At 60.2% G+C, this 16,522-nt stretch carries 10 protein-coding genes; 9 read left to right on the top strand and 1 reads right to left on the bottom strand.

Annotated features, from left to right (window positions below; all coding sequences use genetic code 11):
- Window positions 1-3: 3 nt before the first annotated feature.
- Window positions 4-1,164 (bottom strand): GGDEF domain-containing protein, encoded by a 1,161-nt coding sequence (locus tag AAIH70_RS07295; protein ID WP_132271528.1) that lies wholly within the window; start codon window positions 1,162-1,164, stop codon window positions 4-6.
- Window positions 1,165-1,438: 274 nt separating this feature from the next.
- Here AAIH70_RS07295 and AAIH70_RS07290 point away from each other — a divergent pair, with 274 nt between their 5' ends.
- The 9 genes from AAIH70_RS07290 to glgB all read left to right on the top strand — a co-directional run bounded on the left by AAIH70_RS07290 (window position 1,439) and on the right by glgB (window position 16,518).
- Complete coding sequence (locus tag AAIH70_RS07290) at window positions 1,439-4,795, top strand: DUF2126 domain-containing protein (protein ID WP_132271527.1); 3,357 nt, start codon at window positions 1,439-1,441, stop codon at window positions 4,793-4,795.
- A 9-nt stretch (window positions 4,796-4,804) separates the two neighbouring features.
- A complete protein-coding gene (locus tag AAIH70_RS07285; protein ID WP_132271526.1) occupies window positions 4,805-7,219 on the top strand; it encodes a circularly permuted type 2 ATP-grasp protein in 2,415 nt (804 codons plus the stop codon).
- An 87-nt stretch (window positions 7,220-7,306) separates the two neighbouring features.
- Window positions 7,307-7,741, top strand: coding sequence for a PIN domain-containing protein (locus AAIH70_RS07280; RefSeq protein WP_245519062.1), 435 nt, complete (start codon window positions 7,307-7,309; stop codon window positions 7,739-7,741).
- Window positions 7,738-7,992 (top strand): hypothetical protein, encoded by a 255-nt coding sequence (locus AAIH70_RS07275; protein WP_132271524.1) that lies wholly within the window; start codon window positions 7,738-7,740, stop codon window positions 7,990-7,992. Before AAIH70_RS07280 ends, AAIH70_RS07275 begins: the two co-directional genes overlap by 4 nt.
- Before the next feature lie 14 nt (window positions 7,993-8,006).
- The gene (locus tag AAIH70_RS07270; protein ID WP_132271523.1) at window positions 8,007-8,885 is read left to right on the top strand and encodes a transglutaminase family protein; all 879 of its coding nucleotides are present in this window, start codon (window positions 8,007-8,009) and stop codon (window positions 8,883-8,885) included.
- A 116-nt stretch (window positions 8,886-9,001) separates the two neighbouring features.
- Window positions 9,002-10,180, top strand: a complete 1,179-nt coding sequence (locus tag AAIH70_RS07265; protein WP_132271522.1) for a vWA domain-containing protein — start codon at window positions 9,002-9,004, stop codon at window positions 10,178-10,180.
- A 180-nt stretch (window positions 10,181-10,360) separates the two neighbouring features.
- Entirely contained in the window at window positions 10,361-11,617 is a 1,257-nt protein-coding gene (locus tag AAIH70_RS07260) for a vWA domain-containing protein (protein ID WP_430033706.1), read from the top strand.
- Between the two features lie 213 nt (window positions 11,618-11,830).
- The gene (locus AAIH70_RS07255; RefSeq protein WP_132271520.1) at window positions 11,831-14,296 is read left to right on the top strand and encodes a glycogen/starch/alpha-glucan phosphorylase; all 2,466 of its coding nucleotides are present in this window, start codon (window positions 11,831-11,833) and stop codon (window positions 14,294-14,296) included.
- Window positions 14,293-16,518, top strand: a complete 2,226-nt coding sequence (gene glgB / locus AAIH70_RS07250) for a 1,4-alpha-glucan branching protein GlgB (protein WP_132271519.1) — start codon at window positions 14,293-14,295, stop codon at window positions 16,516-16,518. Before AAIH70_RS07255 ends, glgB begins: the two co-directional genes overlap by 4 nt.
- The last annotated feature ends 4 nt before the right edge of the window (window positions 16,519-16,522 follow it).

The raw sequence follows: 16,522 nt of genomic DNA, 5'->3' as shown, positions 1-16,522 counted from the left end.
AACTCAGCCGGCGCGTGCCAGGTCATGCGGCGGCTCCAGCGTCACGGCGTTGCGGCCGCCCGTTTTTGAACGGTAGAGCGCGGCATCGGCGCGGCCGAGCGTGGCTTCAAAAGTTTCGCCATCTCCAACCAGAGCAATGCCGAAACTGGCGGTAATGTCCCTGATCGGCACGCCGCCGCGCAAAGCATGCGAAACACCGGCGCGGATGGTTTCCACCAGCGCCACCGCCTCGTGAATATCCACATCCGGCAAAACGATCGCAAATTCCTCACCGCCGATCCGCGCCACCAGATCGCCCTTGCGACGCTCCGACAACAGATGCGCGGCAAAAGCCTTCAGCACCACATCGCCGCCGGCATGGCCAAGACGATCGTTGATCGATTTGAAACGGTCTATATCGGCCAGCACCACCACCAGTGGGCGTCCTGCCCGACCGCCGGAAGCAAAGATTGGCGTCACCGCCTGCTCAAGGCCGCGTCTGTTCAAAAGCCCGGTCAGCGGATCGGCGATCGCCTGCCGGCGCAATTCCTCAGCCAGATCGGCGGCAACGATCAGAAGCGTCAAAAGCCCGGTGGCGATCATGCCGGTCGGCGTGCCGATCGACAGCACGGCGATGAACACCGGATTTCCGATCATACCGCCATCGCGCGCCAACCATGCGGCGATGCCAACGCTGCAGATATAGGCGCCGTACACAACGAACAGCCAGCGCACGGTGGCAGCCAGCCGACTGGAAGAACCGATCGTGAAAACGATGATGGCAACCATGACGGCATCACCGGCGGCGGTGATGATGCGGTTCAACATCCGCCCCTCTCCCCCGCCGATGACGAAATAGCAGGTGAGCAAGGCCAGCGTCGCGATGACCCAGCAGCCGATAGTCAGGCGGTTGCCGCGCCCTGCCCGCAGCCGAAAACCCCAAGCCAGAAAGGCAAAGCTGGCAACCGATGCATGGCAGGCCAGCATGGCGAGAAAATCGCTATGACCGGACAGCGGCCCGCCGATGATGCGCGTACCGTGCCCGAGCGCCGCGGCCATGAAGGAAAACGCCCAGATCAGCGCATGGGTCCTGCGCCCGAACTGCCACCAGGCGACGAACAATGCAAAGCCGATCAGCAGGCTCGCGATGGCAAGGCTGGAGGAGGTTATAAGAGCTGACAACATGGCGGATACGTAAAGCTTTACTCATAAAGAAAGCCTTACATTGCCACAAAAGACGGTGACTATCCTCATCTGCATATCGGAAAGCGTAACCGGCAGACATGACACAGGCGTCATATGCCGGCTTTTGCGGCTTTGACGAAGGCCGATTGTACCGGCGCCCGAAACCGCCTTGCATTCTCTCCCCGCATTGCACAAACTCGCCTTAACGAAGATGCACCGGTCCATTCAAACGAGACCGGGCAAGGGGCGCCCGCAAAGGGCCTTAAGGGGAACGATGTCGATCAAGGCAAGCGTCTACCATCTTACTCACTATATCTATGACAAACCCGTCCGGCTCGGGCCGCAAATCATCCGGCTGAAACCGGCAGCCCACTCGCGCACGAAAGTGCTGTCGCATTCACTGAAGGTGACACCGCAAAACCACTTCGTGAACCTGCAGCAGGATCCCTACGGCAATTACCTCGCCCGTTTCGTGTTTCCCGATCCGGTCAGCGAGTTCAAGATCGAGGTCGATCTGATCGCCGACATGACGGTCTATAATCCGTTCGATTTCTTCGTTGAGGAAGACGCGACGCTCTGGCCGTTCAAATACCCTGAGGAACTGGCCGAAGACCTGTCGATCTACATGATCCCGGAACCGCCCGGCCCGGCGCTGATCGATTACCTTCGCGATTTCGACATGTCGCCCGACCAGCCGACCGTCGACATGGTGGTCGGCATCAACGCCCGCCTGCAGCAGGCGATCGGGTATGTCATCCGCATGGAACCGGGCGTGCAGACGCCGGAACAGACCCTGCTTTCGGCCATGGGGTCCTGTCGCGACACATCCTGGCTGCTGGTGCAGATCCTGCGCAATCTCGGTTTTGCCACCCGCTTCGTCTCGGGTTACCTGATCCAGCTGACGCCGGACCTGAAGGCGCTCGACGGCCCCTCCGGAACGGAAGTGGATTTCACCGATCTGCACGCCTGGTGCGAAGTCTATCTTCCCGGCGCCGGCTGGGTGGGTCTCGACCCGACCTCCGGGCTCCTGACCGGCGAAAGCCACATTCCGCTGGCCGCCACCCCGCATTACAGCAATGCCGCACCGATTTCCGGCGGGTATTTCGGCGAGGCCAACACCGCGTTCGATTTCGCCATGAACGTCACCCGCGTGGCCGAACATCCGCGCATCACCAAACCGTTTTCCGATGAAAGCTGGGAAGCGCTCAATGCGCTTGGCGAACAGGTGGATCGCGTCCTCGAAGCGCAGGACGTGCGCCTCACCATGGGTGGCGAGCCGACTTTCGTGTCGATCGACGATTTCGAATCCGACGAATGGAACACCGGCGCCGTCGGCCCCACCAAGCGCGAAAAGGCCGATGTGCTGATCCGCCGCCTGCGCGAAAAATTCGCGCCCGGCGGTTTCCTGCATTACGGCCAGGGCAAATGGTATCCCGGCGAAAGCCTGCCGCGCTGGACGTTTTCGCTCTACTGGCGCAAGGACGGCAAGCCGATCTGGCAGAACCCCGATCTGGTGGCCCAGGAAGGCGGCGATTACGGTGTCAGCGAAAGTGATTCGGAAAACTTTCTCACCGCCCTTGCCGGCGAACTCGGCATCGATGCCGAGATGGTGGTGCCCGCTTTCGAGGATCCGGCCGAATGGATCATCAAGGAAGGCTCGCTGCCCGAAAATGTCGATCCGTCCAATTCACAGCTGAAGGATCCGGAGGAGCGCAACCGCATCGCCCGCGTGTTCGAACGTGGCCTGACCAAACCGACCGGCCATGTCTTGCCGGTGCAGGCCTGGAACGCCCATGCCAGCGGCGCGCCGCAGACCCGGCGCTGGATCAGCGAAAAATGGAGCACGCGGCGCGGCAAGATTTTCCTTGTGCCCGGCGACAGCCCCGTCGGTTATCGCCTGCCGCTCGGCACCCTGCCTTTCATTCCGGCCTCGCAATTTCCCTATATCCACGAGGCCGACCCCTCCATCCCGCGCGCTCCCCTGCCTGAAGCCATCGTACCGATCGGCCATGCTGGCGGTCAGGGCCGCGCCATGCCGGAGTCCTCGTTCACGGCCAGTGATCCCGCCAATCTCGGACGCGTCGAACAAACGCTGAGTGAGATTGCCGGTGCGGTGCGCACCGCGGTTTCGGTCGAGGCGCGCGACGGCCGCCTGTGCGTCTTCATGCCGCCGGTGGAAAAGATCGAGGACTATCTCGAACTGATCGCCGCTGCCGAAAACGCCGCCGCCGAACTCGGCCTGCCGGTCCATATCGAAGGTTATGCGCCACCACATGACGAGCGCATCCACGTCATCCGCGTCGCGCCCGATCCCGGCGTCATCGAGGTCAACATCCATCCGGCCGAAAGCTGGAAGGAAACCGTCGACATCACCACCGCGATCTACGAGGAAGCCCGCCAGACGCGTCTGGGTGCCGACAAGTTCATGATCGACGGCCGCCACACCGGCACCGGCGGCGGCAACCATGTCGTGGTCGGTGGCGCCAATCCGGCCGACAGCCCGTTCCTGCGCCGCCCGGACCTCTTGAAAAGCATCGTGCTACACTGGCAGCGCCACCCGTCTCTGTCCTACCTGTTTTCCGGCATGTTCATCGGCCCGACCTCACAGGCGCCGCGCATCGACGAGGCCCGCCACGATTCCATGTACGAACTGGAAATCGCGCTTTCGCAGGTACCTGTCCCAGGTCAAGGCCAGCCGCCTTTGCCATGGCTGGTCGACCGGCTGTTCCGCAACCTGCTGACCGACGTCACCGGCAATACCCACCGCTCGGAAATCTGCATCGACAAACTGTTTTCCCCGGATGGCCCGACCGGCCGTCTCGGCCTCGTAGAATTCCGCGGTTTCGAAATGCCGCCGAATGCGCGCATGTCGCTCGCCCAGCAATTGCTGGTGCGGGCGCTGATCGCACGCTTCTGGAAAAATCCGGTGCAGGGAAAATTCGTGCGCTGGGGCACGGCACTTGCCGACCGCTTCATGCTGTCCCATTACGTCTGGGCCGATTTCATGGACGTGTTGCAGGACCTGCGCGAAAACGGTTTCGATCTGCGCCCCGAATGGTTCGCCGCCCAGCTGGAATTCCGCTTCCCATTCTTCGGCGAGGTGGAGCAGCAAGGCGCCAAGCTGGAACTGCGCCAGGCGCTGGAGCCATGGCACGTGATGGGCGAACAGGGTGCCATCGGTGGCACGGTGCGGTTTGTCGATAGTTCGGTCGAACGCCTGCAGGTGCGGCTCGAAACCGGCAATCCGGAGCGTTATACCGTTGCCTGCAACGGCCGCGCCGTGCCGCTCAAGGCAACCGATACCTCCGGCATTTCGGTGGCCGGCGTGCGTTTCAAGGCCTGGCAGCCGAGATCCGGCCTGCATCCGATGTTGCCGGTTAACACGCCGCTTACATTCGACATCTATGATACATGGTCCGGCCGGGCGATCGGCGGCTGCAGATATCATGTTGCTCATCCGGGCGGGCGCAATTATGAGACCTTTCCGGTCAACGGCAATGAAGCAGAAGCACGCCGACTGTCGCGGTTCGAACCATGGGGGCACACAGCCGGGCATTATCAGCTCGCAGCCGAAGTGCCCTCGCCCGAATTTCCGCTGACGCTCGATCTGCGCCGGCCACTTGGAGTATGACGACCTCTTATGTCCACCGGACCGGCAGCCGAACGCGTGAATGAAGATGCGATCGAAAACGAACCGGCCCTCGGTTATGCGGCGCTTCCGGGCGTCGCCGACGAGATGCTGGATAAAGACGGACAGATTAGGCCGGTCTGGCGCAAGCTGATCGCCCATCTCGACCGCATGCCGGCGCGCGAGCTGCACGAGCGTTTCGCTCGCGCCGACCGTTACCTGCGCGATGCCGGCGTATTTTACCGAACCTATGACGGTAAGGACAATGGCGAGCGCAACTGGCCGATCAGCCATGTGCCCGTGATGATCGACGAGCGCGAATGGGAAGGCATTTCCAAAGGTCTCGTGCAGCGCGCCGATCTGCTGGAAGCGGTGATCGCCGATATCTACGGTGACAACAAGCTGGTGCAGGAAGGTTTTTTGCCGCCGCAGCTGATCGCCAACAACCCGGAATTCCTGCGGCCTCTGGTCGGCGTCAAACCGGTTGGCGGCCATTACCTGCATTTCTGTTCCTTCGAGATCGGCCGTGGCCCGGATGGCAACTGGTGGGTTCTGGCCGACCGCACGCAGGCCCCTTCGGGCGCCGGTTTTGCGCTGGAAAACCGCGTCGCCACCACCCGCGCCTTTTCCGACATCTATGCCGAAAGCCATGTGCATCGCCTCGCCTCCTTCTTCGGCGCCTTCCGCGATGCGCTTCAGGGCCACCGTAAGAACCCGGATGATCGCATCGCCGTGCTCTCGCCCGGTCCCGCCAACGAGACCTATTTCGAACACGCCTATATCGCCCGTTATCTCGGCTTCATGCTCTTGGAAGGCGAAGACTTGACCGTGGTCAACGACCGCGTCATGGTGCGCACCGTGGCCGGCCTGAAACCGATCGGTGTGCTCTGGCGCCGTCTCGACGCGTCCTACGCCGATCCGCTGGAACTCGACCAGAATTCGCATATCGGCACGCCCGGCATGGTGCAGGCACTGCGTTCCGGCTCGATGACGCTGGTCAACGCGCTCGGCTCCGGCATTCTCGAAACCCGCGCCCTGCTCGCCTTCATGCCCACCATCTGCCGCCGTCTGCTCGGCGAAGAACCGCTGATGCCATCGGTTGCCACATGGTGGTGCGGCCAGAAATCCGAACGCGAACATGTGGCCAAGAACATCGACCGCATGGTGATCGGCCCTGCCTATTCGCGCATGCCGTTTTTCGAGGACAATGGCCAGTCGGTGCGCGGTTCGGCCCTGCGCAAGACCGCACAAGGCTCGCTGGGTGAATGGCTGGCAAGCGACGGTGCAAAGCTGGTCGGCCAAGAGGTCGTCACGCTGTCGACCACCCCGGTCTATGTCGACGGCAAGCTGACGCCGCGGCCGATGTCGCTGCGCATTTTCGCCGCCCGCACCGAAAAGGGCTGGCAGATCATGCCGGGCGGTTTTGCCCGTATCGGTTCCGGTGACGACGTGGCGGCCATCGCCATGCAGTCGGGCGGTTCGGCCGCCGACGTCTGGATCGTCTCCGACAAGCCGGTGCCGAAACCAACACTTCTGCCGCCGGAGGAAAGCTTTACCCGTAACATGCCGGGCTCGCTGCCGAGCCGCGCTGCCGACAATCTCTACTGGCTTGGCCGTTACATCGAACGCGCCGAAGGGGCGCTGCGCATCCTGCGCGCCTGGAACGTGCGTTACGCCGAATCCGCCGATCCGAATGCGCCGCTTCTGGCCGATGTCACCCGTTACATGAAGGGGCTGGACATCGACATGGTCGAGGAAGCCATTCCGGCCACCCTCATCCGCAATCTCGACAGCGCCATCTATTCGGCCAGCAATATCCGCGACCGGTTTTCGCCGGATGGCTGGCTGGCCCTGACCGACCTTGCGAAAACAGCACGCCGTTTCCACGAAGTGGTGAAACCCGGCGATGACGCAGCCCACGCCACCACCATTCTCCTGCGCAAGCTCGCCGGTTTTGCCGGTCTCGTGCATGAAAACATGTATCGTTTCACCGGCTGGCGTTTCCTGTCGATCGGCCGCCATCTCGAGCGCGGCCTGCACATGTCCGGCCTGCTCGGCCACATGTCCGGCACAGAAGCCCCCGATGGCGCGCTCGACATGCTGCTGGAAATCGGCGACAGCGTCATGACCCATCGCCGCCGCTACAATGTGGCGACCGCCCGCCTTACCATCAACGACCTGCTCGGCCTCGACCAGCTCAACCCGCGCTCGATCCTCTTCCAGCTGCACGAGATCCGCAACGAGGTGGAACAGCTGCCCAATGCCAAGCTCAACGGCCAGATGTCACCCTTCCTGCGCGAGGCCACCCGCCTCTACTCGGGCCTTGCGGTGATGACGCCGGAAGCCATGGACGGCGAGGTCTACGAACGGCTGGAGCAGGATCTCGGAAAACTCTCCGACATTCTCGGCCAGACCTATCTGCATTGAGGTCTTTTCGGGTGGCGTTCAGGCCATCAAACGCTGTTCATTGGCACCTTGACGTGACATCACATACGATATCATATTAAGGTCATGATGGTTGTGGACGCGAATGTTGTGCTTTCGGCCATGCGCTCGTCGGCAGGCGCGTCACACCTGCTTTTGCGGGAAATGCTTGTCGGCAAGGCTCCCTTTGCCGTGTCACCAGCCGTCGCCTTCGAATACGAAGATTTGCTGAAACGGGAAGGTATTTTCGGCGATGAACCGTGGATCCGCCCGGACGAGATTGACACGGTGCTGGATGCACTCTTCAGCCAGGCCTATCTCGTTTCTCCATGGTTTCGTTTCAGGCCGTTTCTGAGCGATCCGAAGGACGACATCTATATCGAATGCGCCCTGACGGCCGAGGCGACATTCATCGTCACGCATGACAGACATTTTCGCCATCCAGCCGTTCGTGCATTCGGGATGACAGTCGTGAGGCCGGCGGATTTTCTGGCGGAATTGATGACAAGGAGGCAGCCGAAATGACTACATATCCTCTCAGAATAGCAGATCACGTCATGGAGGAAGCCAAGCGCGCAGCGGCGGAAGACAACGTGTCGCTCAACCAGCTGCTTTCAGCTTTCATCGCAGACGGTATCGGCCACAGACGTGCGATCATGAGCCTTAAGGAACGGGCGGCCCGCGGAAATGTCGATGCGGCGCTTTCAATTCTGGATCGCACTCCGAATGTTGTGCCCGACCCCTCCGATGAACCGGCCGACGCGAGAACTGCATAAGGAGAGATACAGCCATGCTCTACGATCTCTCCCTGCACATGGGTTATGTTTATGACGTGCCGGCCTCCGGCGCGCGCCATGTCATCCGCGTTCTGCCGCTCTCGCTTCCCGACCGCCAGCGGCTGATTGCCGGTGCCGTGACGGTGACGCCGAATGCCGAGGAAAAGACGACGTTCATCGATTTTTTCGGCCAGCAGGCAACCTCGGTGTTTCTGCGCGCGCCGCATGAGCGGCTGGATATCCGCATGCATGCCCGCGTCTCGGTCGAAACCCCGGCGATCACCGCCGACCTCTCGCCGACGCTGGAGGTGCTGCGCGAAGAGCTGGCCGGCGTGCTGTCGGTGGATGCGACATCACCCCATCATCTGACGGGACCAAGCCCCCGGCTGCGCGACGATCCGCAGATCGCGGCCTATGCCCGCGAAGGTCTGAAACCTGGCCAGACGGTGCGCGAGATCGCCGCGGCGCTGTGTCGCCGCATTCACAAGGATTTCAAATACGATCCCGAAGCGACCACGGTGGACACCACGCCGGGCGAAGCCTTCAAGCTGAAGAGTGGCGTCTGTCAGGATTTTTCGCATGTGATGATCGTGGCGCTGCGCAGCCTCGGCATTCCGGCCGGTTACGTTTCAGGTTTCCTGCGCACCATCCCGCCACCGGGCAAGGAACGGCTGGAAGGCGCCGATGCCATGCATGCCTGGGTGCGCGTCTGGTGCGGCGAGACGACCGGTTATGTCGAACTCGATCCCACCAATGACATCACCGCCGGCAGCGACCACATCGTCGTCGCCTATGGCCGCGATTACGCCGATATCGCCCCGGTCATCGGTGTGCTGAAAACCTACGGAACCCACCAGACGGTGCAATCCGTGGATGTCGTTCCGCTGAAATAAACGAATTTGTATCATATTTCTCGAAATACATAAAATTCAGCGCAGTTTCTTAAGCCTCTCTCCACTCACAAAGCGATATGCACGCTATAGGGGTATAAATGTGAGCGGGGATCACAATGGGCATTTCAAGGCATCTTGCGCAGCTTATCCGTGACCGCGGCGGCAACTTTGGGATTATTACCGCATCAATAATACCCGTACTGGTAGGCGTCGCTGGCATTTCCATCGATGTAACGCGCGCCATGCAGGTCAAGGCCGAAATGCAGGGAATAGCCGACTCCGCAGTGCTGGCTGCGGCGACATCGCTATCCAACAAAAAGGACTTTACCGAAGCGCAGGCCAAGGATCTCGCCAACACATTCTACGCCACCCAGATCGTTCAGGTCAGCAGGAGTGGAAAGGAGACCGAGACAGAGCTCGCAGCTATGGTCAAAGCCATCAAGGACGCAACAACCACAACGATCGTGACCAAGGCAAACGGCGCGAAGGGTAAGATCTACGACGTCTCCATCGCCTCGAGCTATACGATGCCGGTCAATCAGATGACGGCGATCGTCACCGGGCCATCCATCACGCTCGGCACCAAGGCGGCCTCCCAAAGCGCGACCGAAAGCCAGAACGCCTTCTCCATGTATCTCGTCCTCGATCAGTCCGGGTCGATGAAATACAACACCAATACGAAGGAATGCATCAAGACCAACAACGCCGGCAAATGCACCAAAGAGGAATATGTCAAGAAGATCGATGCGTTAAAGGGGGCTGTAAAAGGTCTTCTTAAGGTTATCGCCGAAGCAGATCCGAACCAGATGTATGCACGCCTTGGTGCGGTTTCGTATAACGAAAAGATGCAGGACCCCGAGCCCATGTCATGGGGTACCGCTGCTGTCGGCGAATATGCCGCGGATCTGCCGGCAGACGGATCAACCAATTCCGGCGAAGCGACCGCGCTGGCTTACGCGACCCTTGCCGCCACGGGCAAAGGCTCCGAAAACGATGCCCATAATAAGAAGAATGGCCAGGTCCCAAGCAAATTCATCGTCCTGATGACGGACGGCGAAAACAATGTCGGCAATGCCGACGTCGTGACCAAGACCGCCTGCAACCTTGCCAAAGCCAAAAATATCACCGTGTATTCGGTGGCGTTCATGGCTCCGCCACCCGGCCAGACGCTTCTGAATTATTGTGCATCGACATCTGCCCATTACTTCAATGCCGAAAGCTCCGCCGAACTCGCGGCGGCCTTCAAGTCTATCGGTGAAGCCGCAGCGAAAGGGATAACGCGCCTGACGCAATGAACGTTTGCCGAGCCAGGAAAAGCCGGAATTACCTGAAAGAGGGTTGGGAAACTGTCCTAAATGAGGGCGGTTTTCCCGAGATTCTGCACATGCCTAAAATTCGATGGAATAATTTAGGCCCCTGTCTACGCATCGCCGATAAACCAGCCTCCATGGGTTCCAATGGATTGGGCTGGGGCAATGAAGATCTCTCACACTCTTTCGCGTTTCCTGAAGGATCGCGGCGGTAATTTCGGAATTATGACGGCAGTTATCGCGCCGCTGGCGATTGGTGCCGGCGGCATTGCGATCGACCTCACGCAGGCCATGCAGGTCAAGGGCGAGTTGCAGGCGATAGCGGATTCCGCGTCGCTCGCCGCTGCAAGGGCCCTGTCTGAAGAAGAGGACATGACCAGCGCCAAGGCAAAAGAGCGTGCCGAAAAGATCTATGCCGGCCAGATCGTCAATTTTCTGAAGACCGGCAAGGAAACCGACGGCGAGATCGATGCCATGATTGCCGCGCAGATAGCTGCGATGAAGGTCACGATCACCGAAACGGCCAATGGCAGCCGCGGCAAGAGTTATTCAGTCACGGTATCGTCAAACTACCAGATGCCGCTCAATGCGATGACCAGCCTCGTCGCAGGCAAAAGCATGACTTTGGCCGCATCGAGCACCGCATCCAGCGCCACCGAATCGACCAACGGCATTTCCATGTATCTGGCGCTCGACCGTTCGGGCTCGATGTCGTTCAAGACCTCGACGGTCATCAAGAACACCAGTTGCGTCAATTATACTGCATCGAACTGGGGATACAAAAACACAAAGGATAAGTATGGAAATCCTTATCTCAAGGCAGAGAGCCCCTGCTACGTCCGCAAGATCGATGCGTTGAAGACAGCCGGCGCCACGATGTTCACGGCGCTTAACACGGCCGACAAGAATTCCAACCTCGTTCGCGTCGGCGCGGTTTCCTATACGGACGAAACCCAGACAGCTTCGGCGCTCGACTGGGGCACGGCGAAGACCGCTAAATACGTCGCCAGTCTACCCAGCCTGCCAGAGGGCGGTACCGATGCCAACGGCGCGATGACGGTTGCCTTCGATGCTCTCAAGAGCAGCAATTCGGCCGAAAAGGAAGCTCATGCCAAGAAAGGGAACAACAGCTTCTCGCGGTATATCGTATTGATGACCGATGGTGAAATGACAGGCTACAGCTCCGCCTTCAATAGCGGCCTCGATCAATCTGTTCGCGCCAAATGCGCGGCCGCCAAGAAGGACGGCATCCAGATTTTCACTGTTGCCTTCATGGCGCCGGCAACCGGCAAGTCGCTCCTGAATTACTGCGCCAGCGATAGCAGCTACTATTACGAGCCGGACGATATGAACGATCTGGTCACCGCCTTCGGCGAAATCGCCGAAAAAGCGGCAAAGGCAACGACCCGCCTGACCAACTGATCGCCAATCCGGCCCGCATTATTCACAGCCCTCGCTGCCCGCAGCGGGGGCTTTGTTATTTCTGCCGAATTTCCTTTTCCGATCTTGTCGAATAGACCATCGCCCCGATATTGCCAGTCCATCATAAGAATGCATAAACTGTGGTTTAGAGCATGCCAGACGACTGAATCGGACGACCCTCCCATCCGCTCCTCCAGCAAAGTTGGCGATACAATGAGCACTACCGTCTTTTCCAATGACCTTCCTCATCCCGCTCCGCGTTCCTCGCGCCCGGAGATCATGGCTGCGGAGATCATCGAACGTCTCACCTACCGCATCGGCAAGGATGTCCAGGTCGCAAAACCGCATGACTGGCTGACCGCCACCATTCTCGTCGTGCGCGACCGCATCATCGACCGCTGGATGGAAAGCACGCGTCAGGCCTACCGGACAGGCCAGAAGCGCGTCTATTATCTATCGCTGGAATTCCTGATCGGCCGCCTGATGCGCGATGCCGTTTCCAATCTCAACCTGATGTCGGAAATCCGCGATGCCCTGACGTCGCTCGGTGTCGATATCAACGTCATCGCCGGCCTCGAGCCGGACGCCGCCCTTGGCAACGGTGGTCTCGGCCGTCTGGCTGCCTGTTTCATGGAGAGCATGGCGACGGTGGAAGTGCCGGCCTATGGCTACGGCATCCGTTATATCCACGGCCTGTTCCGCCAGCAGATGGCCGATGGCTGGCAGGTGGAACTGCCGGAAACATGGCTTGCCCACGGCAATCCGTGGGAATTCGAGCGCCGCGAAAGTTCCTATGAAATCGGTTTTGGCGGCTCTGTCGAGACCGTCGGCGGGTATGACGATGCCCCGCGCTACGTCTGGAAGCCGGCCGAACGTGTCATCGCCATGGCCTATGACACGCCGGTCGTCGGCTGGCGGGGAAAACGCGTCAACACGCTGCGCCTGTGGTCGGCCCAGCCGATCGATCCCATCCTGCTCGATGCGTTCAATGCCGGCGACCATATCGGCGCGCTGCGCGAGAGCAACAAGGCGGAAGCGCTGACCCGCGTTCTTTACCCGGCCGATGCCAACCCGGCCGGTCAGGAACTGCGTCTGCGTCAGGAATATTTCTTCTCGTCGGCCTCGCTGCAGGACATTTTGCGTCGTCACCTGCAACAATATCCGGACTTCACCAACCTGCATGAAAAGGTGTCGATCCAGCTCAACGACACCCATCCGGCGATCTCGATCGGCGAGTTGATGCGCCTGCTTTGCGACGTGCATGGCATGGAGTTCGAGGAAGCGTGGGAAATCACCCGCCACACCTTCTCCTACACCAACCACACGCTGCTGCCCGAAGCGCTGGAAAGCTGGCCGGTGCCGCTGTTCGAACGCCTGCTGCCGCGCCACATGCAGCTGGTCTATGCGATCAACGCAAAGATCCTGCTGGAAGCCCGCAAGGAAAAGAACTTTGGCGAGAGCCAGATCCGTTCGATCTCGCTGATCGACGAAAGTGGCGATCGCCGCGTGCGCATGGGCAACCTTGCCTTCATCGGTTCACATTCGGTCAACGGCGTCTCGGCGCTGCATACCGAGCTGATGAAGGAAACCGTGTTTGCCGACCTGCACACTCTCTATCCGAAGCGCATCAACAACAAGACCAACGGCATCACACCGCGCCGCTGGCTGATGCAGTGCAACCCGGGCCTGACCTCTCTGATCCGCGAAGCGATCGGCGACAAGTTCATGGATGATACCGATGCGCTGGTGGAACTCGACAAGTTCGCCGACGACAAGGCATTCCAGGAAAAGTTCGCGGCCGTGAAGCGCGCCAACAAGGTGGCGCTCGCCAATCTGGTCGGCAGCCGCATGGGCATCCGTCTCGATCCGTCGTCGATGTTCGACATCCAGATCAAGCGCATCCATGAATACAAGCGCCAGCTTTTGAACATTGTCGAAGCCGTTGCTTTGTATGATCAAATCCGCTCGCATCCGGAACTGGATTGGGTTCCGCGCGTTAAGCTCTTCGCAGGCAAGGCAGCCCCCAGCTACCATAATGCGAAACTGATCATCAAACTCGCCAACGACGTGGCGCGGGTCATCAACAACGACCCCGCGGTTCGCGGTCTTCTGAAAGTGGTGTTCGTGCCCAACTATAACGTCACGCTGGCCGAGACCATGGTCCCGGCCGCCGACCTGTCCGAGCAGATCTCGACGGCCGGCATGGAAGCGTCTGGCACGGGCAACATGAAGTTCGCGCTGAACGGCGCGTTGACGATCGGCACGCTTGATGGCGCAAACGTCGAAATGCAGGAACATGTCGGTGCGGAAAACATCGTCATCTTCGGCATGACGGCTGAAGAGGTCACCAACCTGCGCGCCGGCGAATACAATCCGCGCGAAGTCATCGAGGGTTCGCGCGAACTGTCGCAGGCGCTGGCCGCCATTTCGTCCGGTGTCTTCTCGCCGGATGACCGCAACCGCTTCACCGCCCTGATGGACGGTATCTACAACAACGACTGGTTCCTGGTTGCCGCCGATTTCGACGCCTATGCAAAAGCACAGCGCGATGTCGACCAGATCTGGACCGATCAGACGTCCTGGTATTCCAAGACGATCCGCAACACGGCCCGGATGGGCTGGTTCTCATCCGACCGCACCATCCGTCAATATGCGACGGAAATCTGGAGAGCCATATGACCAAATCGCCCAAAGATCTCGGGGAAGCCGGCGCTCGCAACGAGACCCGCGCTCCCGGTGAGATTCCTCTCTCCGAGATCGAGGCGATCATCAATGGCAAACACACCAATCCCTTCGCCGTTCTGGGTGTCCACCAGATCGGCGAGGGATTTATCGCCCGCTGCTTCATTCCCGGCGCCGAGGAAGCCATCGTGCTCACCCTCGACGGCAAGGATCTCGGCGAGCTGAAACTGCGCCACGAAGCCGGTTATTTCGAAGGCATGCTGCCGCTCACCAGCCAGCAGCCGCTGCGCTACCGCGCCGCCCGCGGCGATGTCGAATGGGCGGTCACCGACCCCTATTCCTTTGGCCCTGTTCTTGGCCCCATGGACGATTATCTGCTGCGCGAAGGCTCGCATCTGCGCCTGTTCGACAGGATGGGCGCGCATCCTTTAAAACATGAAGGCGTCGAAGGGTTTCACTTTGCCGTCTGGGCACCGAATGCGCAGCGCGTGTCGGTGGTTGGCGAGTTCAACAACTGGGACGGCCGCCGCCACGTCATGCGTTTGCGGCAGGATACCGGCATCTGGGAAATCTTTGCGCCCGACGTACGCACCGGTTCCGCCTACAAATACGAGATCGTTGGTGCCGATGGCACGCTTCTGCCGCTGAAGGCGGATCCCTATGCCCGCCGCGCCGAAATGCGCCCGAAAACGGCTTCCGTCACCACGCCGGAACTCGAGCAGAAATGGGAAGACGCCGCCCACCGCGAGCATTGGGAAAAGGCCGACCACCGCCGTCAGCCGATTTCCATCTACGAAGTGCATGCCGGCTCATGGCAGCGCCGCGACGATGGCTCCTTCCTCTCTTGGGACGAGCTTGCCTCGCAGCTGATCCCTTACGTCACCGACATGGGTTTTACCCATATCGAATTCCTGCCGATCACCGAACATCCCTATGATCCGTCATGGGGTTACCAGACGACCGGTCTCTACGCCCCCTCCGCCCGCTTCGGCGAACCGGAAGGTTTTGCCCGTTTCGTCAACGGCTGCCACAAGGTCGGCATCGGCGTCATTCTCGACTGGGTGCCGGCGCATTTTCCGACCGATGCGCATGGCCTTCGCCATTTCGACGGTACAGCACTCTACGAACATGCCGACCCGCGTCAGGGCTACCATCCCGACTGGAACACCGCGATCTACAATTTTGGCCGCGTCGAGGTTCTGTCGTATCTGATCAACAACGCGCTCTACTGGTCGGAAAAATTCCACCTCGACGGGTTGCGCGTCGATGCCGTCGCCTCGATGCTCTATCTCGACTATTCCCGCCGCCACGGCGAATGGGTGCCGAACGAATATGGCGGCCGCGAAAACCTCGAATCCGTGCGTTTTCTGCAGAAGATGAATTCTCTCTCCTACGGCGCCCATCCCGGCGTCATGACCATCGCGGAAGAGAGCACGTCCTGGCCGAAAGTTTCGGCGCCGGTGCATGAAGGCGGGCTGGGTTTCGGCTTCAAGTGGAACATGGGTTTCATGCACGACACGCTGTCCTATATGGGCCGCGATCCGGTGCACCGAAAGTTCCACCACAGCGAACTGACCTTTGGCCTCGTCTACGCTTTTTCCGAAAATTTCGTGCTGCCGATCAGCCATGACGAAGTGGTGCACGGCAAGGGCTCGATGATTGCCAAGATGGCCGGCGACGACTGGCAGAAATTTGCCAATCTGCGCGCCTATTACGGCCTGATGTGGGGTTATCCCGGCAAGAAGCTGCTGTTCATGGGCCAGGAATTTGCCCAGTGGAGCGAATGGAGCGAGGAGCGCGCACTCGACTGGAATCTGCTTCAGTACAACATGCACGAGGGCATGCGCCGGCTGATCCGCGACCTGAACTTCTGCTACCGCTCGAAACCGGCGCTGCATGCGCGCGATTGCGAGGGCGAAGGGTTCCGCTGGCTGATCGTCGATGACGACGACAATTCGGTTTATGCGTGGCTGAGAATGTCGCCGGGAGAGAAGCCGGTGGCGGTGATCTGCAATTTTACGCCCGCTTACCGCGAAAACTACCGAATTCCCTTGCCGAATGCCGGCCGCTGGCGCGAAATACTCAATACCGATGCCGAGATCTATGGTGGCAGCGGCAAGGGCAATGGCGGACGCGTGCAGGCGGTCGATGCGGGAGGCACGATCTCTGCCGAAGTGACGCTGCCGCCCTTGGCGACGATCATGCTGGAACTGGAATAACGGC

This window comes from Neorhizobium sp. BT27B (assembly GCF_050455485.1).
GTDB lineage: Bacteria > Pseudomonadota > Alphaproteobacteria > Rhizobiales > Rhizobiaceae > Neorhizobium.
Note: the sequence above shows the minus strand (reverse complement) of the source record. Positions and strands in the feature narration are given on the sequence as shown.

Coding starts and splice junctions, on each gene's coding strand:
- AAIH70_RS07290 (WP_132271527.1), top strand. CDS start 1,439: ATGTCGATCAAGGCAAGCGTCTACCATCTTACTCACTATATCTATGAC.
- AAIH70_RS07280 (WP_245519062.1), top strand. CDS start 7,307: ATGGTTGTGGACGCGAATGTTGTGCTTTCGGCCATGCGCTCGTCGGCA.
- AAIH70_RS07275 (WP_132271524.1), top strand. CDS start 7,738: ATGACTACATATCCTCTCAGAATAGCAGATCACGTCATGGAGGAAGCC.
- AAIH70_RS07285 (WP_132271526.1), top strand. CDS start 4,805: ATGTCCACCGGACCGGCAGCCGAACGCGTGAATGAAGATGCGATCGAA.
- AAIH70_RS07260 (WP_430033706.1), top strand. CDS start 10,361: ATGAAGATCTCTCACACTCTTTCGCGTTTCCTGAAGGATCGCGGCGGT.
- AAIH70_RS07255 (WP_132271520.1), top strand. CDS start 11,831: ATGAGCACTACCGTCTTTTCCAATGACCTTCCTCATCCCGCTCCGCGT.
- glgB (WP_132271519.1), top strand. CDS start 14,293: ATGACCAAATCGCCCAAAGATCTCGGGGAAGCCGGCGCTCGCAACGAG.
- AAIH70_RS07270 (WP_132271523.1), top strand. CDS start 8,007: ATGCTCTACGATCTCTCCCTGCACATGGGTTATGTTTATGACGTGCCG.
- AAIH70_RS07265 (WP_132271522.1), top strand. CDS start 9,002: ATGGGCATTTCAAGGCATCTTGCGCAGCTTATCCGTGACCGCGGCGGC.
- AAIH70_RS07295 (WP_132271528.1), bottom strand. CDS start 1,164: ATGTTGTCAGCTCTTATAACCTCCTCCAGCCTTGCCATCGCGAGCCTG.